Annotated in this window: 25 protein-coding genes; 12 read left to right on the forward strand and 13 right to left on the reverse strand. The window is 66.9% G+C overall.

Annotation, left to right across the window (positions count from 1 at the left end):
• Positions 1-210: 210 nt before the first annotated feature.
• The 5 genes from N8I71_RS09115 to N8I71_RS09135 form a co-directional block, all read right to left on the reverse strand.
• Complete coding sequence (locus N8I71_RS09115; RefSeq protein ID WP_262877659.1) at positions 211-993, reverse strand: outer membrane protein; 783 nt, start codon at positions 991-993, stop codon at positions 211-213.
• Positions 994-1,062: 69 nt separating this feature from the next.
• Positions 1,063-2,544: a pyridoxal phosphate-dependent decarboxylase family protein gene (locus N8I71_RS09120; protein ID WP_262877660.1), complete on the reverse strand. Its 1,482-nt coding sequence runs from the start codon at positions 2,542-2,544 to the stop codon at positions 1,063-1,065.
• Between the two features lie 83 nt (positions 2,545-2,627).
• The gene (locus N8I71_RS09125) at positions 2,628-2,912 is read right to left on the reverse strand and encodes a DUF4242 domain-containing protein (RefSeq protein WP_262877661.1); all 285 of its coding nucleotides are present in this window, start codon (positions 2,910-2,912) and stop codon (positions 2,628-2,630) included.
• A gap of 23 nt (positions 2,913-2,935) precedes the next feature.
• Positions 2,936-4,015 carry a PLP-dependent cysteine synthase family protein gene (locus tag N8I71_RS09130; RefSeq protein ID WP_262877662.1) on the reverse strand — a complete coding sequence of 360 codons (1,080 nt, stop codon included), beginning with the start codon at positions 4,013-4,015 and terminating at the stop codon, positions 2,936-2,938.
• A gap of 11 nt (positions 4,016-4,026) precedes the next feature.
• A complete protein-coding gene (locus tag N8I71_RS09135; RefSeq protein ID WP_262877663.1) occupies positions 4,027-4,389 on the reverse strand; it encodes a cupin domain-containing protein in 363 nt (120 codons plus the stop codon).
• 98 nt (positions 4,390-4,487) lie between these two features.
• Here N8I71_RS09135 and N8I71_RS09140 point away from each other — a divergent pair, with 98 nt between their 5' ends.
• On the forward strand, positions 4,488-6,074 hold the full coding sequence (locus N8I71_RS09140; RefSeq protein ID WP_262877664.1) for a winged helix-turn-helix domain-containing protein: 1,587 nt from the start codon (positions 4,488-4,490) through the stop codon (positions 6,072-6,074).
• Between the two features lie 175 nt (positions 6,075-6,249).
• A complete protein-coding gene (locus N8I71_RS09145; protein ID WP_262877665.1) occupies positions 6,250-6,984 on the forward strand; it encodes a Crp/Fnr family transcriptional regulator in 735 nt (244 codons plus the stop codon).
• A gap of 137 nt (positions 6,985-7,121) precedes the next feature.
• Here N8I71_RS09145 and N8I71_RS09150 read toward each other — a convergent pair whose 3' ends face one another.
• A complete protein-coding gene (locus N8I71_RS09150) occupies positions 7,122-7,547 on the reverse strand; it encodes a hypothetical protein (protein ID WP_262877666.1) in 426 nt (141 codons plus the stop codon).
• A 231-nt stretch (positions 7,548-7,778) separates the two neighbouring features.
• Here N8I71_RS09150 and N8I71_RS09155 point away from each other — a divergent pair, with 231 nt between their 5' ends.
• Positions 7,779-8,144, forward strand: coding sequence for a hypothetical protein (locus N8I71_RS09155; RefSeq protein WP_262877667.1), 366 nt, complete (start codon positions 7,779-7,781; stop codon positions 8,142-8,144).
• Entirely contained in the window at positions 8,141-8,527 is a 387-nt protein-coding gene (locus N8I71_RS09160) for a hypothetical protein (RefSeq protein ID WP_262877668.1), read from the forward strand. Before N8I71_RS09155 ends, N8I71_RS09160 begins: the two co-directional genes overlap by 4 nt.
• A gap of 359 nt (positions 8,528-8,886) precedes the next feature.
• On the opposite strand, the gene N8I71_RS09165 is transcribed toward N8I71_RS09160, so the two are convergent.
• A complete protein-coding gene (locus tag N8I71_RS09165) occupies positions 8,887-10,305 on the reverse strand; it encodes an amidase family protein (RefSeq protein ID WP_316249241.1) in 1,419 nt (472 codons plus the stop codon).
• 202 nt (positions 10,306-10,507) lie between these two features.
• On the opposite strand from N8I71_RS09165, the gene N8I71_RS09170 reads away from it, so the two are divergent.
• On the forward strand, positions 10,508-10,699 hold the full coding sequence (locus N8I71_RS09170; protein ID WP_262877670.1) for a hypothetical protein: 192 nt from the start codon (positions 10,508-10,510) through the stop codon (positions 10,697-10,699).
• Positions 10,700-10,773: 74 nt separating this feature from the next.
• On the opposite strand, the gene N8I71_RS09175 is transcribed toward N8I71_RS09170, so the two are convergent.
• The 6 genes from N8I71_RS09175 to N8I71_RS09200 form a co-directional block, all read right to left on the reverse strand.
• Entirely contained in the window at positions 10,774-11,427 is a 654-nt protein-coding gene (locus N8I71_RS09175) for an aspartate/glutamate racemase family protein (RefSeq protein WP_262877671.1), read from the reverse strand.
• Positions 11,427-12,713: a TRAP transporter large permease gene (locus N8I71_RS09180; RefSeq protein WP_262877672.1), complete on the reverse strand. Its 1,287-nt coding sequence runs from the start codon at positions 12,711-12,713 to the stop codon at positions 11,427-11,429. Before N8I71_RS09180 ends, N8I71_RS09175 begins: the two co-directional genes overlap by 1 nt.
• The gene (locus N8I71_RS09185; RefSeq protein WP_262877673.1) at positions 12,713-13,234 is read right to left on the reverse strand and encodes a TRAP transporter small permease; all 522 of its coding nucleotides are present in this window, start codon (positions 13,232-13,234) and stop codon (positions 12,713-12,715) included. The genes N8I71_RS09180 and N8I71_RS09185 overlap by 1 nt, the downstream gene beginning before the upstream one ends.
• A gap of 25 nt (positions 13,235-13,259) precedes the next feature.
• The gene (locus tag N8I71_RS09190) at positions 13,260-14,240 is read right to left on the reverse strand and encodes a TRAP transporter substrate-binding protein (protein ID WP_262877674.1); all 981 of its coding nucleotides are present in this window, start codon (positions 14,238-14,240) and stop codon (positions 13,260-13,262) included.
• A 186-nt stretch (positions 14,241-14,426) separates the two neighbouring features.
• A complete protein-coding gene (locus N8I71_RS09195) occupies positions 14,427-15,272 on the reverse strand; it encodes a MurR/RpiR family transcriptional regulator (protein WP_262877675.1) in 846 nt (281 codons plus the stop codon).
• A gap of 79 nt (positions 15,273-15,351) precedes the next feature.
• Positions 15,352-16,278: a LysR substrate-binding domain-containing protein gene (locus N8I71_RS09200; protein WP_262877676.1), complete on the reverse strand. Its 927-nt coding sequence runs from the start codon at positions 16,276-16,278 to the stop codon at positions 15,352-15,354.
• Between the two features lie 185 nt (positions 16,279-16,463).
• On the opposite strand from N8I71_RS09200, the gene N8I71_RS09205 reads away from it, so the two are divergent.
• The 7 genes from N8I71_RS09205 (at position 16,464) to N8I71_RS09235 (ending at position 24,036) form a co-directional block, all read left to right on the forward strand.
• Complete coding sequence (locus N8I71_RS09205) at positions 16,464-18,089, forward strand: ABC transporter substrate-binding protein (RefSeq protein WP_262877677.1); 1,626 nt, start codon at positions 16,464-16,466, stop codon at positions 18,087-18,089.
• 81 nt (positions 18,090-18,170) lie between these two features.
• The gene (locus tag N8I71_RS09210) at positions 18,171-19,148 is read left to right on the forward strand and encodes an ABC transporter permease (protein ID WP_262877678.1); all 978 of its coding nucleotides are present in this window, start codon (positions 18,171-18,173) and stop codon (positions 19,146-19,148) included.
• Positions 19,145-20,200 (forward strand): ABC transporter permease, encoded by a 1,056-nt coding sequence (locus N8I71_RS09215; RefSeq protein ID WP_262877679.1) that lies wholly within the window; start codon positions 19,145-19,147, stop codon positions 20,198-20,200. The genes N8I71_RS09210 and N8I71_RS09215 overlap by 4 nt, the downstream gene beginning before the upstream one ends.
• Positions 20,197-21,177: an ABC transporter ATP-binding protein gene (locus tag N8I71_RS09220; protein ID WP_262877680.1), complete on the forward strand. Its 981-nt coding sequence runs from the start codon at positions 20,197-20,199 to the stop codon at positions 21,175-21,177. The genes N8I71_RS09215 and N8I71_RS09220 overlap by 4 nt, the downstream gene beginning before the upstream one ends.
• The gene (locus N8I71_RS09225; protein ID WP_262877681.1) at positions 21,174-22,172 is read left to right on the forward strand and encodes an ABC transporter ATP-binding protein; all 999 of its coding nucleotides are present in this window, start codon (positions 21,174-21,176) and stop codon (positions 22,170-22,172) included. The genes N8I71_RS09220 and N8I71_RS09225 overlap by 4 nt, the downstream gene beginning before the upstream one ends.
• On the forward strand, positions 22,169-23,047 hold the full coding sequence (locus N8I71_RS09230) for an N-formylglutamate amidohydrolase (RefSeq protein WP_262877682.1): 879 nt from the start codon (positions 22,169-22,171) through the stop codon (positions 23,045-23,047). Before N8I71_RS09225 ends, N8I71_RS09230 begins: the two co-directional genes overlap by 4 nt.
• Positions 23,044-24,036 (forward strand): M14 family metallopeptidase, encoded by a 993-nt coding sequence (locus N8I71_RS09235; RefSeq protein ID WP_262877683.1) that lies wholly within the window; start codon positions 23,044-23,046, stop codon positions 24,034-24,036. The genes N8I71_RS09230 and N8I71_RS09235 overlap by 4 nt, the downstream gene beginning before the upstream one ends.
• Positions 24,037-24,051: the final 15 nt, after the last annotated feature.

The raw sequence follows: 24,051 nt of genomic DNA on the forward strand, positions 1-24,051 counted from the left end.
ATTGGCCCGCCGATGGTGAACGTCCGCAGACGCATGGAATGGATGATCAGGAGGCCTCTCGGCAAAGCTACGCCCTCCGCCACCCAAGTCGCCCGATGCGGATCCGGGAACGAGCGCCCCGCGCTCAGATGGGACATCTGACAAGAAGCGTCAGATGTCCCCTTGGCGGAGGGAGCGGACATGGAAGGAACTCCATGCCGGATCGGACGGTCAGTACCGCTGCAGCGGTATCCGGATCCCGATCGAGAACACCTGCGAGGTCGGGTCGAAGTTCAGCGGCTGGCGCGGGATGCCGGCGCCGACATCGGCGGTGCTGCCACCCTCTGCCGTGCCAAAGTCGTAGTAGCGCCAGCCAACATCGAGGAGGATCGGCCGTTCGCCGGGCTCGGTCAGCTGCCAGGATGCGCCAAGTCCAACGGACCATGCGAATTGGTTCTCGCTGTTTTCGCCGAACACACGGGTGGCCGGCCCGCTACCGGGCGGAGTTCCGGCATCCAGGTTGAACCGCGTCCAGGATTCCACCGTGTTGCGGGACATCCCGATCCCACCGACCACGAAGGGTTGGAAGCGGGAATTGGACCCGCGCGCTTCGAGCGGCGCATAGAACAGGTTGGCCATGACGGCGGTCGAGCGCACCGATCCATCCGTGATGTCCGCATGCGCCTGAATCGCGGGAGGCCGGTCACAAGGCGAGCCGTCCGATGCCGAGGAACACGGGCCGGAGAACCCTATGCTGCCCGTGTGCATGATGGAGAGGTCGCCCCTGAACCCGTTCTGCCAGTCGAAGCCGAAGGCGATTGCGGCAAGCCCGGAATTGTCCCCGTCGAGATCGAAGAAGATCCGCGGATCAGCCGGCCCTGGCGGAAGCCAGTTCCCGTCCGCAAGCTCGGGCACCATGCCGCCCAGTTCCGCCCGGACGTAAGGGCCGTAGGTCACGGCCGCCTGCGTGCTTGCGGTCGGACCTGACAGCGAGAGCACAGGCTCGTCCGCCACTGCCGCGCCACCTGTCCGTACGATGCCCGTGCCTGACGGGCAGCCCCAACGGACGCCACGCAAGGTGCTTCAGGGAATGGATCGGCTTGCCTGGAGAAGCTCGTTTCCAAGCAGAAGCACAGCGGCCGCGAGTTCATCGATATCCGACGGACGCGTCCGATGGTTACAGAACGCCACCCGCAGGCAGTAGCGGCCCCGAAGGGTGGTATCGGAATGGACACAAAGCCCGGATTCCTGGAGCCTCAAAAGCAATTCGGTATTCAGCGCGCGCAACGCGTCTTCTGTCGACCCGCCGGGATTGAAGCGGAAGCAGACGACACTCGTCGCCGTGGGCGCCATCAGTTCCAGCGACGGCTCCGCCTCGACAAGGCCCGTCAGATACCGCGCCTGGTAGATGTTCTGATCGATGAGGCGGCCGAACATTTCGACCCCGTGGTGCTTGAGCATCATCCAGACCTTGAGCGCCCGGAACCCCCGGGAGGTCTCCAGCGTGAAATCGTGCAGGAACTCACCGGCGGCCAGACCGCGCGTGGCGGGCTGAAGGTACTCCGCGTTCTCTGCAAATGTTGACCGGTGCCGGGCGCGGTCGCGCATCAGGACACAGCCCACATCGAACGGCGCGTGCAGCCACTTGTGGAGATCAAGCGCAAGGGAATCGGCCCGCTCGATCCCGTCCACGAGGTGCGCGTTCCGCGGCGCGATGGCGATGAGCGCCCCGATGCAGCCGTCGACGTGCATCCAGATCCGTTCGCGCGCGCAGAGGTCGGCAATGGCATTCAGGTCGTCGACGGAGCCCGTATTGGTGGACCCGGCCGTGGCGATGACGCAGGCCGGTTTGATGCCTGACTTCCTGTCGGCCGCGATGGCATCCCGCAAGGCCCGCACGTCGATGCGGTAGCCGTCGTCCGTCGGTATGTGCCTCAGCGCATTCGCGCCGAGGCCCAGCAGGTTCATTGCCTTGTGGTGACAGCTGTGGACCTGATCGGAGGCGTAGAATGCCAGCGGCCGCTCCATCTGCGCGAGGCCGTGCTTCCTGAGGTCAATGCCGGCCATGGCGTTGCGCGCCGCTGTCAGGCCGATGATGTTGGCCATCGTCCCCCCCGAGACGAGGGCGCCGCTCGCCCCTTCCGGAAATCGCATCATCTCCCGGATCCAGCGGGTGACCTGCTGATCCACGAGGCTTGCCGCCGTATCGCCGACGCCGAGGTTCGAGCCATCGACACCCGCGAGGAAGTCGGCGAGCGCCCCGGCAAGGTCGCCGGCGCCCATGTACCAGGCCCAGAACCGTGGGTGCACATTGCCCATGGCGTGGGGGATGACCTGCGTTGCGACCTGTTCGTAGACCTCGCGCAATGACTGGGGCCCGGAAGGGACGGGGCCGGAGAAGGCGGCGCGCACGTCTTCCGGCATCGGCTGCCAGACGGGTCCGTCGCGGAGCGTCCGGATCCTGTCCGTCGCATCGTCGATGGCGGCATGGGCCACCGCGCGGAACTCGGTCCAGTCGCCGGGATCGAGCGTGAGGGCATCATCGAACTTGGGATCGCTCTTCATCTGGTGACCTCGCGCCATGTCTCCGCGCCCTCCCGCCGCTGTCCGGCGGGAGAACGATTGCGGCTTTCTTCTTCTGTCGGACCTCAGCCCGGATCGGGCCGCACGACGACGGTGGCGGCGATCGGGAGGAAGTCGTCCCCTGGCATCCCGACACAGCGGGCGTGTTCGCGGATCGCGTCCCCGTCCACCGCCTCGTAGATGCAGCAGGTCCCGAGCCGCCCGTCGGCCTCCTTGATCACGCAGGACCTGATCCAGCGGACCTTGTCGGGCATCTCCTCGTTCCCGATCCGCGCCGATTCTGCCGCCGTCCTTTCAAGCTCCGACGTCTCCGCCCAGGCGCTCGTGCGCCGGATCATGTAGAGTTCCATACGCCTTTCCTCCCCTGCTTCTCTCAACCGAGCCGATAGCCCGGCGTGGACTCCGACAGGGCCTTCTCCTCGTCGTCCATGTCCTCGGGGATGTCCTCGAAGAGGGGCGTGGTAAGGTATCGCTCGCCCGTGTCGGGCAGCATGGCCAGGATCACGGTCCCCGGCTGCGCCCGTTCCGCAATGCCCATCGCGACGGCGAAGGAGGCCCCGCCAGAGACGCCGGTAAGGATGCCTTCCTGCCTGGCGAGTTTCCTTGCCCAGGCCATGCCCTCGGCGCCCGTCACAGGGACGAGGTCGTCGAACCCGCCGGTGTCGATCACCTCCTGCAGCACGTTCGGGATGAAGTCGGGTGTCCAACCCTGGATCGGGTGCGGCTCGAAGGCCGAATGGCTTTCGGCGGGTGATCCGTCCGGGCCGCGCTTCTGAACGATGCCGCTTGCGATCAGTTGCGCATTCGCAGGCTCGCTGAGGACGATCCGTGTCTCGGGCCGTTCCTTCCTGAGCACGCGCGCGATGCCCGCCACCGTTCCGCCCGTCCCGTAGCCCATCACGACATGGTCGAGCCGGTCGCCAGCGAAGTCGCCGATGATCTCCCGGGCGGTGGTCGCCTCGTGGATGTCCGCGTTGGCCTCCGTCTCGAACTGGCGGGCGAGGAACCAGCCATGCGTCTCGGCAAGCTCCACGGCCTTCATGTACATGCCCGTGCCCTTCTCGGAGCGGGGCGTCAGCACCACCTTCGCGCCGAACATCCGCATCAGCCGCCGCCGCTCGACCGAGAAGCTGTCGGCCATGGTGACGACGAGCGGATAACCCTTCTGCGCGCAGACCATGGCCAGCCCGATGCCCGTGTTGCCGCTTGTCGCCTCGACGATCGTCTGCCCGGGCTTCAGCGCGCCCGTGCGTTCCGCGGTCTCGATGATGTTGAGTGCGAGGCGGTCCTTGACGGAAGCTGCCGGGTTGAAGAACTCCGCCTTGACGTAGAGCCTGACGCCGTCCGGCGCGAGATTGTTGACCCGGATGACCGGCGTGTTCCCGATCGTTTCGAGGATCGAGTCGTAGAGCCGCCCGCGTCCCGAGGTCGTGCGCTGAGTGATCGCGTCCATGTCGATTTCCTTCAATGCTGGTGGTCGGGTGGCGCGAAGAGGATGAGTTCAACGCGCTCGTCGCCGGAGACGTAGCCATCGTGCCCGGGCGGGATGTCGAAGAAGTCGCCCTTCCGGATGTGCGTCTCGACGTCCGTGTCGATCATCCGAACCACGAGATGACCCGAGATGCAGTAACCGGTGTGTTGCATGGGGCACGAGTCGGGTGAGCCGAGGAGCGGCTTCTCGTCGGCCTCCCATGTCCATCCGGGCTCGAAGATCGCGTGCATGCCCGTGCAACCGTCGGTCATCTTCAGGATGGCGATACCGCCGCGGTCCTTCATGTCCAGGATCTGGTCCGCATTGTCGAACCGTCTGGTTTCGATGGCATTCATCGCGTCCTCCAGGGTTGGTGTCCCGTCCCGAAAGCACTCGGAACACTGGCAACCTACGCGTCGGGATATCGGATGCTTGATCGAAGGATGAAGAATTCGTGCAGAGACCGGAGGTTTCCGATGTATGTTCCCACATGGTCTGGGACTTCGGTGCCTTCCGGCTCGACCCCGAGCGGTTCGAACTCACGCTCCGCGGAGAGCGGGTGCCGGTCGAGCCACAAGTGCTGACCATGCTTGTCCACCTCGTGAGGAACCGGCACCGGATGGTCACGCGGGACGAGCTTGCAGAGGCCGTCTGGAAAGGCACCGCCGTTTCGGACGCAAGCATCTCGAGCCGCATCCGGTCGGTCCGCGCCGCGGTCGGCGACGACGGCACACGCCAGGACGTGATCCGCACCGTGCACGGCCGCGGATTCCGGTTCCTCCCCGATGTGTCCGAAGATGCTCCGGCCCGACCCGAGCCGCGCGAACCCAGCAAAGGACCGGACGCCGCGCGAACCGGCCGGCCATCGATCGCCGTGCTTCCGCTGGCGCCGCTGGCCGTGGACGAGGCCTATGCCATCCTCGCGGATGCCATCCCCCACGAGATCATACAGGCGCTCTCGCGGCTGCGCTGGCTATCGGTCACGGCCCGCGGATCGTCGTTCCGGTTCCGGCAGCCGGCGCCCGACGTCGACCTCGCCGCGACCGCGCTTGGCGTCCGGTATGTTCTGTCGGGCATCCTCGAGACAAGCGGAGACGCGTTGTCGGTGACCCTGGAGCTCTCGGACAGCGGCCTGGGCGAGATCATCTGGGCCGATCGCCTAACATCCGGAATAAGCGAGGTCGACGATCTTCGCGCGCGGATCGTTAACCACATCGTCGCCGCGCTCGAGATCGTCGTTCCGGAGAACGAGGCGCGGCTTGCGCAACTGTCGGGCGCGGACAAGTTCGACGCCTGGGCGAACTACCACCTCGGCCTTCGCCATCTCTACCGGTTCACCGCGCGCGACAACGCGGCCGCGCGCGTCCATTTCGAGAAGGCCGCAGCCCTTGAGCCTGCGTTTGCCCGGGCGCAGGCGGGACTGTCCTTCACGAGCTTCATCGATGCCTTCCTCCGGATCGTTCCGGACGTGCCGGCGGCGCAGGCCGCCGCGCGACGGCATGCCGAACGGGGTCTCGAACTCGACGTGCTCGACCCCTTCGTGAATTTCACGATGGGACGGTCCCACTGGCTCACCCAGGAACTCGACGGCGCGCGCCTGTGGCTGTCCCGCGCCACGACCCTCAACCCGAACTATGCGCAGGGGTACTACGCCTCGGCCTTCACCTCGATGCTCGTCGGGGATGCCGGATCGACGTTGGACGAGCTTGATACGGCCCTCACGCTCAGTCCGCTTGATCCTCTTCTCTACGGGATGCACGGCGTGCGCGCGCAGATGCTGCTTCAGCGCAAGGACTACGTGGCCGCGGCGCATTGGGCGGGGCGCGCCGCCGGGACCCCGGGCGCACATTATCTGATCGGGATGATCGCTGTCGTCGCCTACGGGCTGGCGGGCGAAAACGAGCAGGCGGCACGCTGGCGCAACGAGGTCCGGCGCCGGAAGCCCGATGCGTCGGCGGCCGACTATTTCACCGCCTTTCCGACGCAGGATGGTCCGTCCCGCACGCTCATCGCCGCGGAACTCCGCCGACAGGGGTTCTGAACCTTCGAGAGCAAGCGCTCCTGCGCCGCCGCCCCCCTTCGGTGGGGTCGTGCAACGGGTCGTGGTGACGATCCGATACATCCGTGTAACTTCCGGGAATACCTGTATGGTGCGCTGACCCAAAGCTTGTTGGGCCCAATTCGGGCCAAAGCCCCGCACTCGGACGGCAATGGCCATGACATCAGTCCAGACCAGCCCGCTCGCCAGAAAGCTTTCGGCCTTCGTCACGATGTCCGACGTCGAATTGGCCGCGCTCGAACACCTGCATCGACGCAGGCGGTCCTTCGTCCCCGGGCGGGATATGGTGCACCAGGGTCAATCGCAGCAAGCCGCCTACATCCTCCTGTCCGGTTGGGTCTGCTCCTACAAGATCCAGCCGGACGGGACGCGCCAGATCGTCGATTTCCAGGTGCCCGGGGATTTCCTCGGCTTGCGCAGCGTTCTGTTGCGCACCTCGGACCACAGCTTCGAGCCGATCGTGAATATCGAGGCGGCCGAAGTCTGGGCGTCGGATCTTCTCGAAGCATTCGCGCAGACGCCGCGCCTCGCCACGGCCATCCTGTGGGCGGCATCACGGGACGAGGCGATGCTGGTCGAGCATCTTGTCGGACTTGGTCGTCGCGACGCCGAGGCCCGCCTGGCGCATTTCCTGCTGGAACTGGGGTCTAGGCTGACGCTGGTGGGCATGGGCAGCAAGGAGGGATATGACTGCCCGCTTACGCAGTATCAGCTCGCCGATGGGTTGGGGTTGAGCGCGGTCCACGTGAACCGCGTCCTGAGGCAGCTGCGCGAAGACGGTCTGGTGACCGTACGGGAGGGCCATGTGGCGTTTCACGACTATGGCCGTCTGGTGGAACTCGCCGGGTTCGATCCCGCCTATCTCGATGAGACCGGGCCGCTTCTGAAATGAACGAACCGCCCCGCGAGGTGGCGAGGCGGCGATGGAAGAGCAGCCGTTTCCCGGAGGACTCCTGGCTCCCCTTCTGGCAGGACCGCTGCCTTGGTTGACGCATTGTCCGGGGATCATCGCGCTCGGCGCGGACACGGTCATTCGTCCGGTCCCGGCCTCCGGGCGAACAGCGATTGCACCCCTGCGCCGATGATCGCGACCAACGTCCAGACTGCGCCGCGCGAGGGAGCGCCGCCAGGGGCAACCGTGGTAGTCGCCCGTTTCATGGAGTGCGTTGGGGAGGCGTCCGGAAGCAGCATGCTCAGTTCCCGTGCGACGGTACCGTGGTCGCTCACGAGCGCGGGGACATCCCCGAACCTCGACAGAAGGGCGCCCAGCCGCGTGCCGGCCGCATCCCGCCCGAGCGTGGCGAGTTCCGCGGTTTCGCTCCACGGATCGAGACCCAGCCTGGCCAGTGTCGACAGAACGGTCACGACGTATCCTCTCCTGTCCTCGCCGACAGGCGCGTAGAGAAAGCGTTCGAATTCCAGAGGATGTGGGTTGAGATCACTGGTTCTCGTCATCTTCATTCCCCTTGTTGGTTACAAGGGCGCAGCTCACCCTCGTTTCTTCCATGTTAACCCTGGATCGGGTCCGACGCGCTTACACAGGTCAGTGCCGCAGCCTGTCTTAGCCGGTGCCTCGATGCGCGTCGGGTTGCCCACATTTCGCAGGCCGGGACTAACCTGCGTCAGCACGCGACCGACGATCCCGAGGTACAACACCAGGTCCGTTGGCATTGGCCGACGCCGGACATGGACAGCGGCGCCAATGTATTGCCACGCGCCCTGCCCTCAATTCATGAACAGGAGATCGGCATGCGTTCGACCCATCTGACCGTGAACTATCCCGGTCCTTTCACGCTGTCGGGATACCCGCACGAACTACCGGCGGGACCCTACGAGCTTCTGCTTCAGGAAGAGACCATCGGAGGGCGCGGCAAGGTCGCGTTTCAGTGGACGGCGGCCTACCTGACCTTGCCCGGCAAAAGTCGAAAGGTCGGCCGAAGCAAACGCCGACCGCTCAATTCGGTCGATCTGGCCACTGCCATGCGCCACCGACGCGCGCCTTCCGCAAGGATTGGCGAAGCGGCGCTTTACCCGAAGGAAAACCTTGAATGAATGCTCCCGAATGGCTGAAACCCGGTGCCTATGGCGCCGTGATCGGCGCGATCTTCGTCGGCGTCGTCGGCTTTACCTGGGGCGGCTGGGTGACCGACGGGACCGCGAACGACAGGGCGATGGAGCTGTCTGACAACGATGTCGTCGCCGCCATGGTTCCCGTCTGCCTCGACCTGGCGCGCAGGGATCCGGCGCGGGCGGCCCAGCTGGAAAACATCCGCGCTGCATCCACCTTTCAGCGGCGCAACGCGCTGATAGATGCGGGCTGGGCAACCATGCCGGGAAGCGACACCCCGAACCGTGACATCGCCGAGGCCTGCCTCGCAGCCCTTGATGTCGATGGATCGCCCGAACGCTTGGATAGAGCGGTTGACGAGGGATGACCAATCCCGTCCCGATCGCCTAGCCGGCCATTGAGGCACCTGCTGCATACCTGACGGGTCACGCCGCCTTTTTCGGGCGTCCATCGCAGGATAGGGTCAACGAGCCCCATGGCAGGATGGGCTCAATCCAATCCCGTTGCTCGCCGCGAATGAGCCAACTGGGCCGATGTGCGGATGCCCTTCAGAGTGGTCAGGTTCCTGTCGCCCTCCGGACCTCGACGGAGATTGTGCCGTCACGGGAAAGGCCACCTCAAACCATCCGAAAGGGCGCCTTCCCACGCGCGGGCCGATCGAATGCGCAGCGGGATTGCCGGGAAGGCCCGACGTTCGATCGGGGAGCGGCCGTACAAACGCGGGTCTCAACTCCAATCGGGACTGGCCACCTGGATCGGGTGGCCCGCCGCCTCTATAGCGCGGCCCGCGGCAAGCAGGATGTCCTCGCGGTAACGCGGAGCGACAAGCTGAACGCCGACCGGGCGCCCGGACGCTTCACCCGTCGCAATGCACAGGGCCGGCACGCCCAGCGCCGGAATGGCCCGCTGGGTGAGCTGCGCGTCGAAGACGCGGGCAAAGTTCGCCTCCGAGCTGACGTCGAGCTGCTGGTCGAACGGCAATTCGCCGGAGGCCGGGCAGAGGACGACCGGAAAGTCTCGCAGAAAGAGTTCCCACTGCCGCACCAGTCCGACACGCGCCTGCAGCGCCTCCATGAGCGACCGGAACCCGACCTCGCCTGCATCCTCGGACATCCGTGCGAAGACGAACTGCGAGTCCGCTTCACCTTCGCGGACCAGCATCTCGCCCGCTCCGAACTGCGTCTCGGCCATCCAGAGGCAGGCGTTGATCGCGGCCGCACGCCGCATCGGAGGGCAGTCCGTCTCCTCGACCGTCCAGCCCGCATCGCGCAGCCGGTCGGCGGCGTCGAGAAGCGCGGCCCGCACGTCCTGGCACACGTCCATGCCGTCGGGGGAAAGGGCCAAGGCCGCGCGCTTCGGAAAATCAGCCGTGCCCAGGGGCGCGGGAACGTACAGGGGATCCCTCGGGTCGGGCGCGGACATCGCGGCGAGCGCAACATCGAGATCCGAGACGCTTCGGGCGATCGGACCGGAAACGGCCATCAGTTGCGCTCCGATGAACCGGTCCGGCGCGCTGGAATTGTAGGCGGGGATGCGGCCGGGCGTCGGACGCAACCCGTGCAGGCCGCAGGCATAGGCCGGATAGCGGATCGAACCGGCGATATCCGTGCCGTGGCCGAGGGCGCAGATGCCCGCCGCAACGGCCGCCGCAGCGCCGCCTGACGATCCGCCCGGCGTGATCTCCCTGTTCCGGGGGTTCAGCGTCTGGCCATGCAGGTCGTTCTTGGTGAACCATCGCAGCGAGAAGGCGGGCGTGTTGGTGCGCCCCACGATGACGCCGCCGGCCTTGCGGATGTTCGAGACGACGGGGCTGTCCTCGGCGGCGACGAGCCCCTCCTGAAGCCGGAGGCCGTTGGTCGTGGCGTGGCCCTTCTGGTCGACATTCACCTTGATCGTCACGGGCACACCGCACAATGGCCCCGGGTTCTCGCCGCGGGCGACCGTTGCGTCGATCCTCCGGGCAGCTTCGAGCGCCTCCTCGGGAAACTCCTGCACGACGGCGTTTATCGCGGGGTTCACCCTGGCGAGCCGGTCCAGATGAGCCTGCGCGACCTCGACCGCCGACAGCCGTTTGTCCCGGACATCCGCCGCGATCTTGCTTGCTGTCATTTCCCAGATTTCGGTCATCGATGCCCCCTCTCGCATGCGTGCAGCCCGTTCGACGTTGGCAGTCGGACCGGGAAATGTCGACGGCCTCGCTCATGCGTCGGAAAAGGCTTGCCCGGCGGCGATACTGTCCCGGCCGGGGGCGCAATCGTCGAAAAAATGCGCGACTGTCGCCATTCTGTCGCCGTCAGCGCGTTTGAAGTTTCCTCAGGACGAAACACTTCGCCGAGGAAGACTCGTGATGCAGATCGAAGCGACCGGGGGCAAGGCAGCTATCGCCGGAGATGGCATCGTCATCCCCTTCCCGAAGCGCGCGAGGCGGAACACCGACCGGGCCGACGCAGGCGATCCGCCCGGAGAGCGGCGCGGCATCGTGGATCTGGCCAAGGACCCCGATGTTCTGCATCGCCTCCATTCTCTGCTCGGCGCCTGAGGGCGACGCCCCCACCGCCGATCCCTCGGCGGTAAATCGACAGCGTTCCTGAGGCGCCGCGCCGTCGCGCGGTGTCAGCCCGTCACGAGGCGTTCGCGCAACTGACCTATCGCCGCCTGCGTGCCGTCCACCACCCTTACCGGGCAGGCCGACGCGATCCTGTCGGCAACCCCGGCGAGCGGGCCGCCGCCCAGCACGACGCTCCGCGCCCCGTCCGACACGCAACCGCGACAAAGGTCCAGAAGGACATGCAACATCGCGTCGGCCACGTCGGCCGGATCATGGGCGAGTGGAACGGCGGGGCTTGCCACCCGGATAAGCAGATCGGCGACACCATGTTCGGCGGCCTTCTCGGACAGCGGACCGGCCACCTCGGGGGCGAAGGTGACGATGGCGAAGGGGCCGCCGATCCGCCTGACTTCGCCAAATGCCGCCTCGGCGATGCCGAGGACCGGAAGCCGCGGATGCCGCATCCGCACCTCCTCCGCTCCGGTATCGCCGAAGGAGGCGAGCACGATCCCGTCAATGGGGCCGTCATGACGCTCGATGGCCTGCAGGACCCCCGCGGTGGCCGCTTCGGCATCGGCCTCGGTCACGATCAGCGCAGGGCCGGATGCCGCCGAAACCGTGGTGAACCGGTCGCCCGGTTGCGCCACCGCCTGAGCCGCGGCATCGATGCGCGCCGTCACGCCGGCCGACGTGTTCGGGTTCACGATCAGGAGCCGCATCAGAGGATCACCGAAGGCAGCCACAGCACGATCGCCGGGAAAACGTTCACAAGGATCAGCGCCACCAGCATCGCGCCGATGAACCACAGCATCGAGGGGATGATCTTCGCGATGGAGATCTTGGCGATGGCGCAAGTGATCAGCACGACCGAAGCGACCGGCGGCGTCTGCTGCCCGATCCCGAGGTTGATCGTGAGGATCAGGCCGAAATGCACACGGTCGATGCCGAGCTGGTCGGCGAGCGGCAGGAAGATCGGCACGAGCATCAGGATCGCGGGCGTGCCGTGGATGATGGTGCCCGCCAGGAGGAAGAAGATGTTGATGGCCGCGAGCACCACCCAGTAGTTGTCCGAGATCCCGAGGATCGCCTGCGCGATGTCCTGCGGGATGCGCTGGTTCGTCAGGTACCAGCCCAGCAGCGTCGAGGTCGCCACGATGAACATGAGCATCGCGCTGCGCTTGCCCGCGATGCGGAACGTGTCGAGCAGGTTGCCGAGCTTGATCGTGCGGTAGAGGAACGCCGCGAGGATGATCGACCAGAAGGCCGCGATGGCGCCCGCCTCGGTCGCGGTGAAGATGCCGCCCAGGATACCGACGAGGATGAGGATCGGCAGGGTCAGAGGGATGGCCGCATCCTTGCCGGTCTCGATCACGCGGCGAAACTGGAACTCGCCTTCGGTCGGGTAGCCGCGCTTGACCGAGATGCCATAGGCCGTCGCCATGAGCAGCGCACAGACCATGATGCCCGGCAGGATGCCCGCCGCGAACAGCTCGGCGATGGAGGCATTCGCGACATAGGCGTAGAGGATCAGGTTCAGAGAGGGCGGCACGATGATCGCCATGGTCGCCGAGGTGGAGGTGACGGCGGCGGCGAAGGCGGCGGGATAGCCGCGTTTCTTCATCTGCGGGATCATCACCGAGCCGATGGCGGCCGCGTCCGAGGTCGCCGTGCCGGAAATCTCCGAAAAGAAAAGCGAGGTCAGGATGTTGACGTGCGCCAGCCCGCCCCGGATGTGACCGACCAGGCTGGAGGCGAAGGCGATCAGCTTTTCGGCGATGCGGCCCTGGTTCATCACCTCGCCGGCAATCATGAACAGGAGCGCCGCGACCAGCAGGTAGTTGTTCGCTCCGCCGAATGGGATCAGGCCGATGATCTGAGGAACGACCGCGGGGTCGAGCAGGATCATCGTCGCGGCGGTGATGCCGAGGACGAAGGCGATGGGCAGCCCCGCGATCAGCAGGACGACGAGAAGGATCAGGATGATCCAGCCGGGATCGATGAACATCACGCGTCGCTTTCGGGCAGGAGGTCGTCGGGATGCACCTGCCCGGTCAGAAGACCGGCAAGGCGCGTGAGGCTGATGAGCGCGATCAGCGCGCCGCCCACCGGCATGGCGTAGCGGAACAGCGCCATGGGCAGATCGACGGAAATGAGCATCCGGCTTCCGAAGCTTTGCGCCGCGATGCCGCCGTAATACGCCAGCAGGCCGCCGAAGAAGGCCATCAGGATGAGGTTTCCGGCCATCACCGCGCGTTTCAGGCCCGGGCGCAGGATCCGCACCACCGCGTCGAAGCCGAGATGCTCGGATGTGCGCGTCAGGTAGGCCGCGCCGATGAAGGTGAGGGTGGCCAGCACATGTGCGGGCAGTTCCTCGGACCACGATACGCTGTCGTTCAGGATGAACCGGGTGAAGACCGCGTAGTTCAGCAGGCAGAAGAGCAGCCCCGCCAGCCCGATCACCGCCGCGTCCAGGACGCGGGTGAGCCAGAGGTCGACGAATGCGACGAAGGCGGTGAGGCGGGCCATGACGGGGCTGCTCCGAGGCTTGGGTTTACTGGATGCCAAGCGCGTCGCGGGTCGCGGCGATCATGTCGGCGCCGATCACCTCCACGAAGGTCGGGCTTTCATAGAGCGGGGCGGCGGCGGCCTGGAAGGCGGCGAAGTCGATCTCGTTGACCGCGATCCGGTCGGACAGCGCGGCGATCACTTCGGCATCCGTGGTCTCGCCCCAATCGAAGGTCCAGGCGGCGGTTTCGGCCGCCACGCTCATCATGGCCTCGGCAAGCGCGGGGTCCACCGACGCGAGGTAGGGTTCGCCGAAGACGAGGAACGTCGGAAGGTAGACGTGGTTCGACAGCGACATGTATTCCTGCACTTCGTAGAGGCGCGCGCTGTCGACGACCTGTGCGGGGTTCTCCTGCCCGTCGATCACGCCCTGGTCGAGGGCCGAGTAGACCTCGCCGAAGGACAGCGGCGTGGCGTTCGCGCCGAGCGTGTTGAACATCTCGACGCGCTGGCGGCTGGTGGGCGTGCGGATCTTCAGGCCCTCGAGATCGGCCGGAACGGTGATCGGCCGGACGCTGTTGGTGATCTGGCGGAAGCCGTTGTCCCACATCGCCGCGAGCACCATTCCGGTGCCCTCGAAGCCGTCGCGCAGCATGTCGCCCGCGGGGCTTGCGGCGAAGGCCTGAACGGCGGCGCGGTCCTCGAACAGGTAGGGCAGGTCGAAAATGGCCGCGCGCGTGTTGATCTGCGCGATCGCCGAAGCCGACAGCGAGGCGTTGTGCGTACCGAGCGCGAGGCCCTGCAGGACGTCTTCCTCGGAACCGAGCGTGTTGGACATGAAGATCTGCACGTCGACCGCACCATCGGTGGCGGCCTCGAGCCGGGTTTCATATTCCTGCAGGAAGACATGCGCGAAGGAGCCTTCGGGCAGGGACGAGTTGATCTGCAGGACGGTCTGCGCCGCGGCGACGCCCGGAAGCGCAAGCCATGTGGCGGCGATGAAAACGGAATTTCTCAGTGCGGTCATGTGGCGATCCTTTCCTAGGGAGGCGGATGGGAAGAGGTACGCAATGCAAGACACTTTTCGCGAACGTCGTCATATGAAAATTGATTTTCATGGCAAGCCAAGGCCCGCGGACTCACGTCTGCTCAAACGATGAGCGGAATTCGGGCCCGTTGAGCACGGAATCCGCGCAAACCAGCCATCGAAGGATCAGAGTTCGTCGAGGGAATCGTGGATGTTCTCGATCACGCGCAGCCGTTCCCGGCCTGCGGCACCCGCCCGTTCGATCGCGCTGGATGCCAGCAGGCCGCACAGCGCCATGACCCCCACATGATCGAAGAGCGGCCCGGCGCCCGCAGTGCTGCAGGGCAGGCGCCAGCGGGCCGGCATTCCCTCCAGACCGGGCAAATCCCCGATGAGAGCCGTCTCGGCGCCGGTGTCGCCCAGCACGGCCAGAAGCGCGTCGACCTGTTTCGGCGGACGGCGCAGTGCGAAGACGATCACGCAATCGCCCTTCCCGATCCCGGCAAGGCTTTCGGACAAGGTCTCGCCATCCCGCGGAAGGGTGAACACGTTCGAGCGCACCTGCATCACCTGCCATGCAAGATAGCGGGCAAAGGCCTGCCCGGCCCGGAACCCGACCAGCCAGAGCCGGTCGGCATCGATCATCGCCGAGACCAGTGCGCCGACTTCGGCCTCGTCGAGTCGGGCGAGGCTGCGTTCGAGGTTGCCGTGGCTCTGGTCGAGGTGGCGGGCGATCTGGCCATCGCTGGGCGCGCCTTCGCGATCCACTCGCAAAAGCGCCGTACCCGCGGCCTGCTCGGCGCGGACGGCCTGCCGGGCCTCCTCGAACGAGGCGTAGCCGATCTTGCGGACGAAGCGGGTCACGGTCGCGTTCGACACGCCCGCCATCTGTGCAAGCTCGGTCGCCGTGTAGCTGGCGATCTGGCCGGGGAAATGAAGGATCGCCTCGGCCAGCCGCAACTCGCTCCGATGCATGTTCGGCGTCGCATCGCGGATCCGCGCGATGAAGGAGGTTCGGGCCGCTGACGCCATGGCCGTGAAAATAGCCTTTCACGAAATAGATGCACAAGCCGTCATTGGTCGCCGGACAGGCGCCGGCGGCTTCGCGGCGCTACGCCTGCGCGGCCCAGCGGTCGGGCGCGAGCCAGGCCTCGGACCGGACGGCCAGCTGCACATGCCGCATGAAGGCGCGGGCCGGTTTCGACAGAGGGCGCACCGTCGAGACGGCGAAGGACGCGCGGTAGATGAACTCGGGCGCGAAGGGGCGGATCGCGAGATCGGGGTCATGCCGGCGAAGAAGCGGGAAGGGACAGATCACCGCGACGCCGACACCGTGGCGGGCCAGCGTGATCGCGCTGACGCCCGTCGCCACCTCGGCCACGGTCCGGGGGCGGACGCCCGCGCGGGCAAAGACCTGATCGAGTCGGGTGCGCACCATATGCCGCCGCATCAGCGCGATGTGGTCCTGTTCATGCAGGATCTCGGGGGTGATGACCTCGTGCCGGGCGAGCGGATGGTCAGCGGCCATCACGCAGACCGCGCCGGTCTTGTGGAACGGGATCAGTTCCATCGCGGAATGGGTCAGCTCGGCCAGGGTGAACCCGAGGTCGATGGTGTCGTCCACCAGCCGGCTGACGAGGCCGTTCGAGGTGCAGGTCTCCAGCGAGATGACCTGGCCGGGGTTTTGCTTGATGAACGTGGCCATCGCGCTGGCAAGGAACCGGTGGCCCAGCGTCGGCGGCGCGGCGAGGCGCAACGGCTGGCTGGCCGGATCGGAGGGATCCGTGCCGTCGAGGAACGTCAGCGCGTCGAACAGCCGGTCGAGCCGTCCGTTCAGCCGCACGGCCTCGGCGGTCGGGCGCAACCGGCCGCCCCGGCGCTCGAACAGGGTGACGCCGACATTGGCCTCCAGCTGAGCGAGAAGCCGGCTGACCGCCGGTTGCGAAATGCCCAGCCGATGCGCCGCCGCGGTCACCGTACCCGAGGTGATTACGGCGCGCAAAACCTCGTATTCGCGGATGGATGCGCGTGGCCGCATGACCGTTCCTCCCTGCCTGGACGGGCCGTCATGCGGAACCGTTATAGGTCCATAGCATGAAGTCATGGTGTTTCCAATTTCCGTGTCCCGGGCATCGGATACGGTGCCCGGCGTCATGGGACCAAACGATGCCGGGTGCCGCCGGGGCGGCAAACCCTGCACGCCAACAGAGGAGATTCCCAGCCATGTCCAGACCAGTTCTCCGCGGGCTGACCGTTGCGGTGCTTGCCGCCGCGATCCCGGCCTTGCCGCTCGCGGCCCAGGAATTGCGGATCGGTCTTGCGTCCGAGCCGTCTTCCGCAGACCCGCATTTCCACAATCTCGGGCCGAACAACCAGCTGCGCCGCAACATCTTCGAATCGCTCGTCGGCACCGACGCGGCACAGCAGCTCACGCCGCTTCTGGCGGAAAGCTGGGAACCGGTCAGCGAAACCAGCTGGCAGTTCAACCTGCGCTCGGATGTCACCTTCTCCGACGGCTCGCCCTTCGACGCATACGACGTGGTCTACACGGTCTGCCGCATTCCCGGCGTGCCGGATTCGCCCTCGCTCTTCACGACCTACACGGGCGGGATCACCGGCATGGAAGTGCCCGACCCGCACACGCTGATCGTGCACAGCGCCCAGCCCTACCCGCTGATGCCCACCGAGTTCTCGACCTTCGGCATCATCTCGGCGCGCGCCAACGGCGTCGACGGCTCGACCCTGACCTTCAGCCCCGAGGGCTGCGGCGACGACATGCCCGTGCCCGCCACGCAGGCCTTCAACGACGGCTCGGCTGCCATCGGCACCGGCCCCTTCCTGCTGGAAAGCTTCCGCCGCGGCGAGGGCATCGAACTGGTGCGCAACCCCGGCTACTGGGGCGAGGCCGCGCCGTGGGAACGGGTCACCATGCTGCCGCTGACCTCGGAGGGGCCGCGGGTGGCCGCACTGATCGCGGGCGACGTTGATTTCATCGAGAACCCGCCGCTGCAGGACCTCGAGCGGCTGCGCGCCGATGACGACCTGCGCGTGGTACAGGGCATCTCCAACCGGGTGATCTACATCCACCTCGATCACGCCCAGGTTCCCTCGCCGATGATCACCGGCACCGATGGCGCCAACCCGCTGCAGGACATCCGGGTGCGCGAGGCGCTGACCATCGCCATCAACCGCGATGCCATCGTGGAGCGCATCATGGGCGGCGTGGCCGTCTCGGCGGGCGAGTTGCTGCCGCCGGGCATGTTCGGCGCGCATGTGGAAGGCGACCTGCCCCCGCGTGGCTTCGACGCCGACCGCGCGCAGGCGCTCCTGGCCGAGGCTGGCTACCCGAACGGGTTTGGCATCACCATCGGCACGCCCAACGACCGCTACATCAACGACGCGCAGGTGGCCCAGGCCGTGGCGCAGATGTGGGCACGGATCGGCGTGGCGACCGAGATCGACGCCTCGACCGCCTCGACCTTCTTCTCGCGCCGCAACGCGTTCGAGTTCTCGGCCTACCTCGCAGGCTGGGGCGCGGGCACGGGCGAGATGTCCTCGCCGCTCCGGGCGCTTCTGGCGACACGCAACTCCGACCTCGGCCTCGGCGGCACCAACCGCGGGCAGTACTCCAACCCCGCGATGGACGAAGTGCTGCTCGAGGCGCTGCGCACGGTCGACGACGACGCACGCGAGGCCCTGCTGAGGCAGGCGTCGCGAATGGCGATGGATGACTACGCGATCATCCCGCTGCACTACGAAGTCACGCCCTGGGCGATGCGGGCCAGCGTCGACTACACGCCACGTGCCGACCAGTATACGCTGCCCTTCCTGATCAGTTCGGGCGAGTAAGGCCCTTCCGGGCAAGCCGCGCGGGATCAGTCCCGCGCGGCACGCCCATCCTCGATCCAACAGAACCGGGACGCATCCGCGATGCTCGTCTTCCTGCTCCGGCGCCTTGCGCAATCGGTCTTCGTGCTGATCGCGATGATGATCGTCGTGTTCTTCGGTGTCTACATGATCGGCAACCCGGTCGACATCCTGATCTCGCCCGACGCGACGCCGGCCGAGATCGACGAGACCATGGCGCGCTTCGGCTTCGATCAACCGGTCTACATCCAGTTCCTGAAGTTCATCGGCAACGCGCTTCAGGGCGATCTCGGGCGCAGCTTCGTACATGGCGAACCGGCGGTTCAGCTTATCCTGTCCTACATGCCCGCCACGCTGGAACTGGCGGTGATGGGCCTGCTCTTTTCCGTCCTGATCGGCGTGCCGCTAGGCGTCTATGCCGGTTACAAGGCCGACCGCTGGCAGGGCCGGGCGATCATGACGGGCTCCATCTTCGGCTTCTCGCTGCCGAATTTCTGGGTCGGCATGCTGCTGATCCTGATCTTCGCGGTCGAGCTGCAGTGGCTGCCCTCGACGGGCCGCGGCGAGACGGTCGAGGTGCTTGGCCTGCGCCTGTCGATCTTCACCGCCGACGGGTTGCAGCACATGCTTTTGCCTGCGCTCACGCTCGCCCTCTACAAGGCGTCGCTGGTCACGCGGCTCGCGCGCGCCGGCACGCAGGAGGCGCTGGTGCAGGACTACGTGAAGTTCGCCCGCGCCAAGGGCCTATCCGAGACCCGCATCCTCGTGGTTCATGTCCTCAAGAACATCATGATCCCGATCATCACGGTGCTCGGGCTGGAGCTCGGATCGATGATCGCCTTCGCCGTCGTGACCGAGACGGTCTTCGCCTGGCCGGGGATGGGCAAGCTCCTGATCGACAGCATCCTGACGCTCGACCGGCCGGTGATCGTCTCGTACCTGATGCTGACCGTCATCATCTTCATCGTCATCAACTTCACCGTCGACGTGATCTACACGCTGCTCGACCCGCGGGTCCGGGTGAAGGGAGGCACGGCATGAGCGCGCCCGAAACCACTCTGGCCGCCCCGCCCGCCGTTCCGGCTGGCGACAAGTGGCGCCGGATCAACATGGCCGCCGGCCTCGGCGTCGCCGCATCGCTCGCGGTACTGCTGACGGCGGACGGCGCGGCGCTTCTGCCCGCGCGCGTCGTGCTTCTGGCGGGGCTCGTCATGCTTGCCGCAGGCCTCCTGCGGGGGCGGGAGCGCAAGTTCTTCTCGGGTCCCTCGGCCTATGTCGCGACGGCGAGCCTCTTTCTCCTCGCGGTGCTCGCCATCTTCGCCACCGAGATCTCGCCGCAGAACCCCTACGACCTGCGCCAACTCGACATCATGGATGGCCGCCAACCGCCCGGCTCGACCAATTTCGACGGGTCGATGACCTATCACCTCGGCACCGACGAGCAGGGGCGCGATATCCTGTCGGGCATTCTCTACGGGCTGCGCGTGTCGCTGTCGGTCTCGATCTTCGCCACGCTCGCCGCCATGGCCATCGGCGTCGTCGTGGGCATCTACGCCGCTTGGGCCGGGGGGCGGACAGACGCGATCCTGATGCGGATCGTCGATTTCCAGCTGTCCTTCCCCTCGATCCTCGTCGCGCTGATGCTGATGGCGGCCTTCGGGCGCGGCCTCGACAAGATCGTGATCGCGCTGATCATCGTGCAATGGGCCTATTACGCCCGGACCGTGCGCGGCAACGCCCTGTCCGAGGCGCGCAAGGAATACATCGACGCCGCGCGGGGTCTCGGGCTGCCGGCTTGGCGCATCGTCTTCGGGCATCTCCTGCCCAACTGCATCCCGCCGCTGATCGTGATTTCCACCGTGCAGGTCGCCAACACCATCGTGCTGGAAAGCTCGCTGTCCTTCCTCGGGGTCGGCGTGCCGATCACCCAGCCTTCGCTGGGGCTGCTGATCGCCAATGGCTACGGCTACATGCTGTCGGGCCAGTACTGGATGAGCATGTATCCCGGCGTCGCCCTCCTCGCCATCGTCGCCTCGATCAACATGGTCGGCGACCGGCTGCGCGACACCCTCAACCCGAGGCTCTCGCGATGAGTGTTCTCGATGTGCGCGATCTGCAGACGCATTTCTTCACCGATGCCGGCGTGGTGAAGGCCGTCGACGGCGTCAGCTTCACGCTGGGCGAGGGCGAGGTGCTGGGCCTTGTGGGCGAAAGCGGCTCGGGCAAGTCGGTCACCGGCTTCTCCATCCTCCGCCTCGTCGATCCGCCCGGCCGCGTGGTCGGCGGCCAGATCCTGTTCCGAGGCCAGGACCTCGCGCAGCTTTCCGACCGGGAGATGCGGGGCCTGCGCGGCAACCGGATCGCGATGATCTTCCAGGACCCGATGATGACGCTGAACCCGGTTCTGCGCATCGAGACCCAGATGGTAGAGGCGGTGCGCGCCCATGAGCGTGTCAGCGCCGCCGCCGCCCGCGACCGTGCGGTGAAGGCGCTGGCGAAGGTCGGCATCCCCTCGCCCGAGGAGCGTCTCGAGGCCTATCCCCACCAGTTCTCGGGCGGCATGCGCCAGCGTGTGGCCATCGCCATCGCGCTCCTCAACGGCCCGGACCTGATCGTGGCCGACGAACCCACGACGGCCCTCGACGTCACGATCCAGAGCCAGATCCTCGCCGAGGTGCAGGAGCTGGCGCGCGAGACCGGCACGGCGCTGATCTGGATCACCCATGACCTCGCCGTCGTGGCGGGCCTGGCCGACCGGATCTCGGTCATGTATGCGGGCCGGATCGTCGAAAGCGGACCGACCGATGCCGTCCTGACCGCCCCCGGCCACCCCTATACCGAGGGGCTTCTGGGCTCGATCCCCGGCCATGGCCGGCGGGGTGAACGGCTGACGCAGATCCCCGGCATGGCGCCCGACATGACCCGCCTGCCCGAGGGCTGCGCCTTTGCCCCCCGCTGCCCGCGCACCAGCGACACCTGTCGCATCACGGCGCCCGGGATCACGGAAATCGGGCCAGGTCGCGGCCTGCGATGCCATCACCCGAGCCTCGCGGAGGAGGGCACGGCATGAGCGCGATGCTGGAACTCCACGGCGTTTCCCGCCGCTTCGAAAAGAAGCTCGACGGCGTCGAGCGCCTCGCCCGCCGTCTCGGCGCCGACCTGCGCGAGACCTGCGTGAACGCCGTCGACGCCGCCAGCTTCACCGTGGCCCGTGGCGAGGTCGTCGGCCTTGTCGGCGAAAGCGGCTGTGGCAAGTCCACGCTGGGGCGTATGGTGGCGGGGCTTCTGCCAGTGTCCGAGGGCGAAATCCGCTTCGAGGGCGTCGATGTCACCGACGCCCACAGCGCGCAGGCGCGAGACAAGCGGCTGCGCATCCAGATGATCTTCCAGGACCCGATGTCCTCGTTGAACCCGCGCCTGAAGGTGGCCGAGATCGTGGGCGAGGCGGCGGTCTATCACGGGCTGACCACGCGGCGGGAGGTGGCGGGATATGTCGATGCGCTCCTGGAAAAGGTCGGCCTCGACCGCGCTTTCGCACAGCGCTACCCGCACCAGATGTCGGGCGGCCAGCGTCAGCGCATCGGCATCGCCCGCGCGCTGGCGGTGCAGCCCGAATTCCTGATCTGCGACGAAAGCATCGCGGCGCTCGACGTGTCGATCCAGGCGCAGGTCATCAACCTCTTCCAGGACCTGCGCCGCGACCTCGACCTGACCTACCTGTTCATCAGCCATGACCTGGGCGTGGTGGAACACATCGCCGACCGGGTGGTGGTGATGTATCTGGGGCGCATCGTCGAGATCGCGCCGACGGACGCGCTCTTCGAGGGGCCCCGCCACCCATATACGCAGGCGCTTCTCGACCAGGTGCCGCGGCTGGGCGCGGGACGCCAGGCCTTCCGCACCGTGAAGGGCGAGATCCCCTCGCCGCTGAACCCGCCGCCGGGGTGCCATTTCCACCCGCGCTGTCCCATGGCCGGCCCCCGCTGCCGGCGCGAAGTGCCGCGAACCATAACGGAAGGCGCACACAGCACCGCCTGCCATCTGCATGACGGGGGAGTGGAATGACCGTGACCGTTCCGGGCGTCCTCAGCGTGCGGGGGGCCGATACCCAGTCTTTGCCGCTGGTGTTCGACAGCCCCCATTCCGGCACCGATTACCCGGCGGACTTCGACCATGCGGCCGATCCCCTGACGCTGCGCCATGCCGAGGACACCCATGTGGCCGACCTCTGGTCCGGCGCGGTCGCGGCGGGGGCCGTCCTGCTCGAGGCGCATTTCCCGCGCTCCTACGTCGATGCGAACCGCGCGCCCGACGACATGGACCCCGCCCAGATCGAGGGCAGCTATCCGGGCGCACTGAACCCTACCGTGAAAAGCAGTCTCGGGATCGGCCTGTGCTGGACCCGTGTTCCGCCGGGCGGTGAGCCGCTCTATGCCCGCCAGCTGAGTGCGGACGAGGTCGCGGCCCGCGTGGCGCGTTACCACCGGCCCTACCAGTCCCGGCTGCGCGCGCTTCTCGATGAGGGCCACGCCCGTTGGGGCGCGGTCTGGCACATCAACTGCCACTCGATGCAGGAGGTCGCCTCGGCGATGTCGACCCAGGCGCGCGGCACGCCCCGGCCCGATTTCGTGCTGGGCGACCGCGACGGCGCATCCTGCGAACCGGACCTGACCGAGACCGTCCGCGCCTTCCTGAGCGCGCGGGGCTACTCGGTCGCGGTGAACGACCCCTACAAAGGGATGGAGCTGATCCGCGCGAACGGCGATCCCGCGCGCCGGCGCCACTCGATGCAGATCGAGGTCAACCGCAAGCTCTACATGGACGAGGACACACGCGCGCCGAACGCGGGCTACGACACGCTCAAGGCCTGTTTCGACGCGCTGTCGCTGCACCTTTCCGACTATGTCGCCAGCCGGCTCGAAAGGACCACGGCAGAATGACCACAGACCGCAAGGGATCGGCCACGGGACTGCCCAACCCCTTTCCCGTGGAGCTCACTCCGCCCGACATCACACCCTATGCCGAGGGGACCGACGGCATCCCCTATGTCTGGACCTTCGACAGCGGGCGGCCCGGCCCCCATGTGGCGATCACCGCCATCGTGCATGGCAACGAACCCTGCGGCGCGCTGGCGCTCGACTGGCTGCTCAAGCACGAGACGCGGCCCGTCCGGGGCAAGCTGTCCTTCGGCTTCATGAACGTCGCGGCCCACGAGGCCTTCGACCCAGACGTCCCCGATGCCTCGCGCTGGATCGACGAGGATTTCAACCGTCTCTGGTCGCCCGGCAGGCTGGACGATGCAGACCGTCCCGTGACCGAGGAGGTACGCCGCGCGCGCGAGGTGCGCCCCTGGCTCGACACCGTCGACCTGCTTCTGGACATCCACTCGATGCAGAGCAAGGCGCAGGCCCTGACCATCGCGGGGCTTCTGCCGAAGGGGCGCGATCTGGCGCGCAGTGTCGGCTACCCGGATCTCGTGATAAACGACCACGGCCATGCCGAGGGGATGCGGATGCGCGACCATGGCGGTTTTTCCGACCCGGCCTCGCCCCGCAACGCCATGCTGGTGGAATGCGGTCAGCACTGGGAGGCCGCGGCCGAAGGCGTGGCGATGGAAACCGCGATCCGTTTCCTGCGCGCGACCGGCGCCACCGCCCCCGATTTCGCCGACGACTGGATGGCAAACCGGGCCGCGCCCGAACCCATGCAGTTCTTCCAGGTTTCCCGCGCGGTCACGATCGAGACCGATGATTTCCGTTTCGCGCAGGACTGGACCGGGCTGGAACGGCTTCCCAAGGGGACGCTGATCGGCCATGACGGGCCGACCGAGATCCGCGCGCCGCATCCGGTGACGGTCCTGATCATGCCGTCCCGGCGCCTGTGGCGCGGCAAGACCGCCGTGCGGCTGGCGGAGCCGGTCGCGGACTGACGCATGAGGGACGGC

Origin of the sequence: Roseicyclus sediminis, assembly GCF_025515305.1 — a bacterium.
In the GTDB taxonomy this organism is placed as follows: Bacteria; Pseudomonadota; Alphaproteobacteria; order Rhodobacterales; family Rhodobacteraceae; genus Roseibacterium; species Roseibacterium sediminis.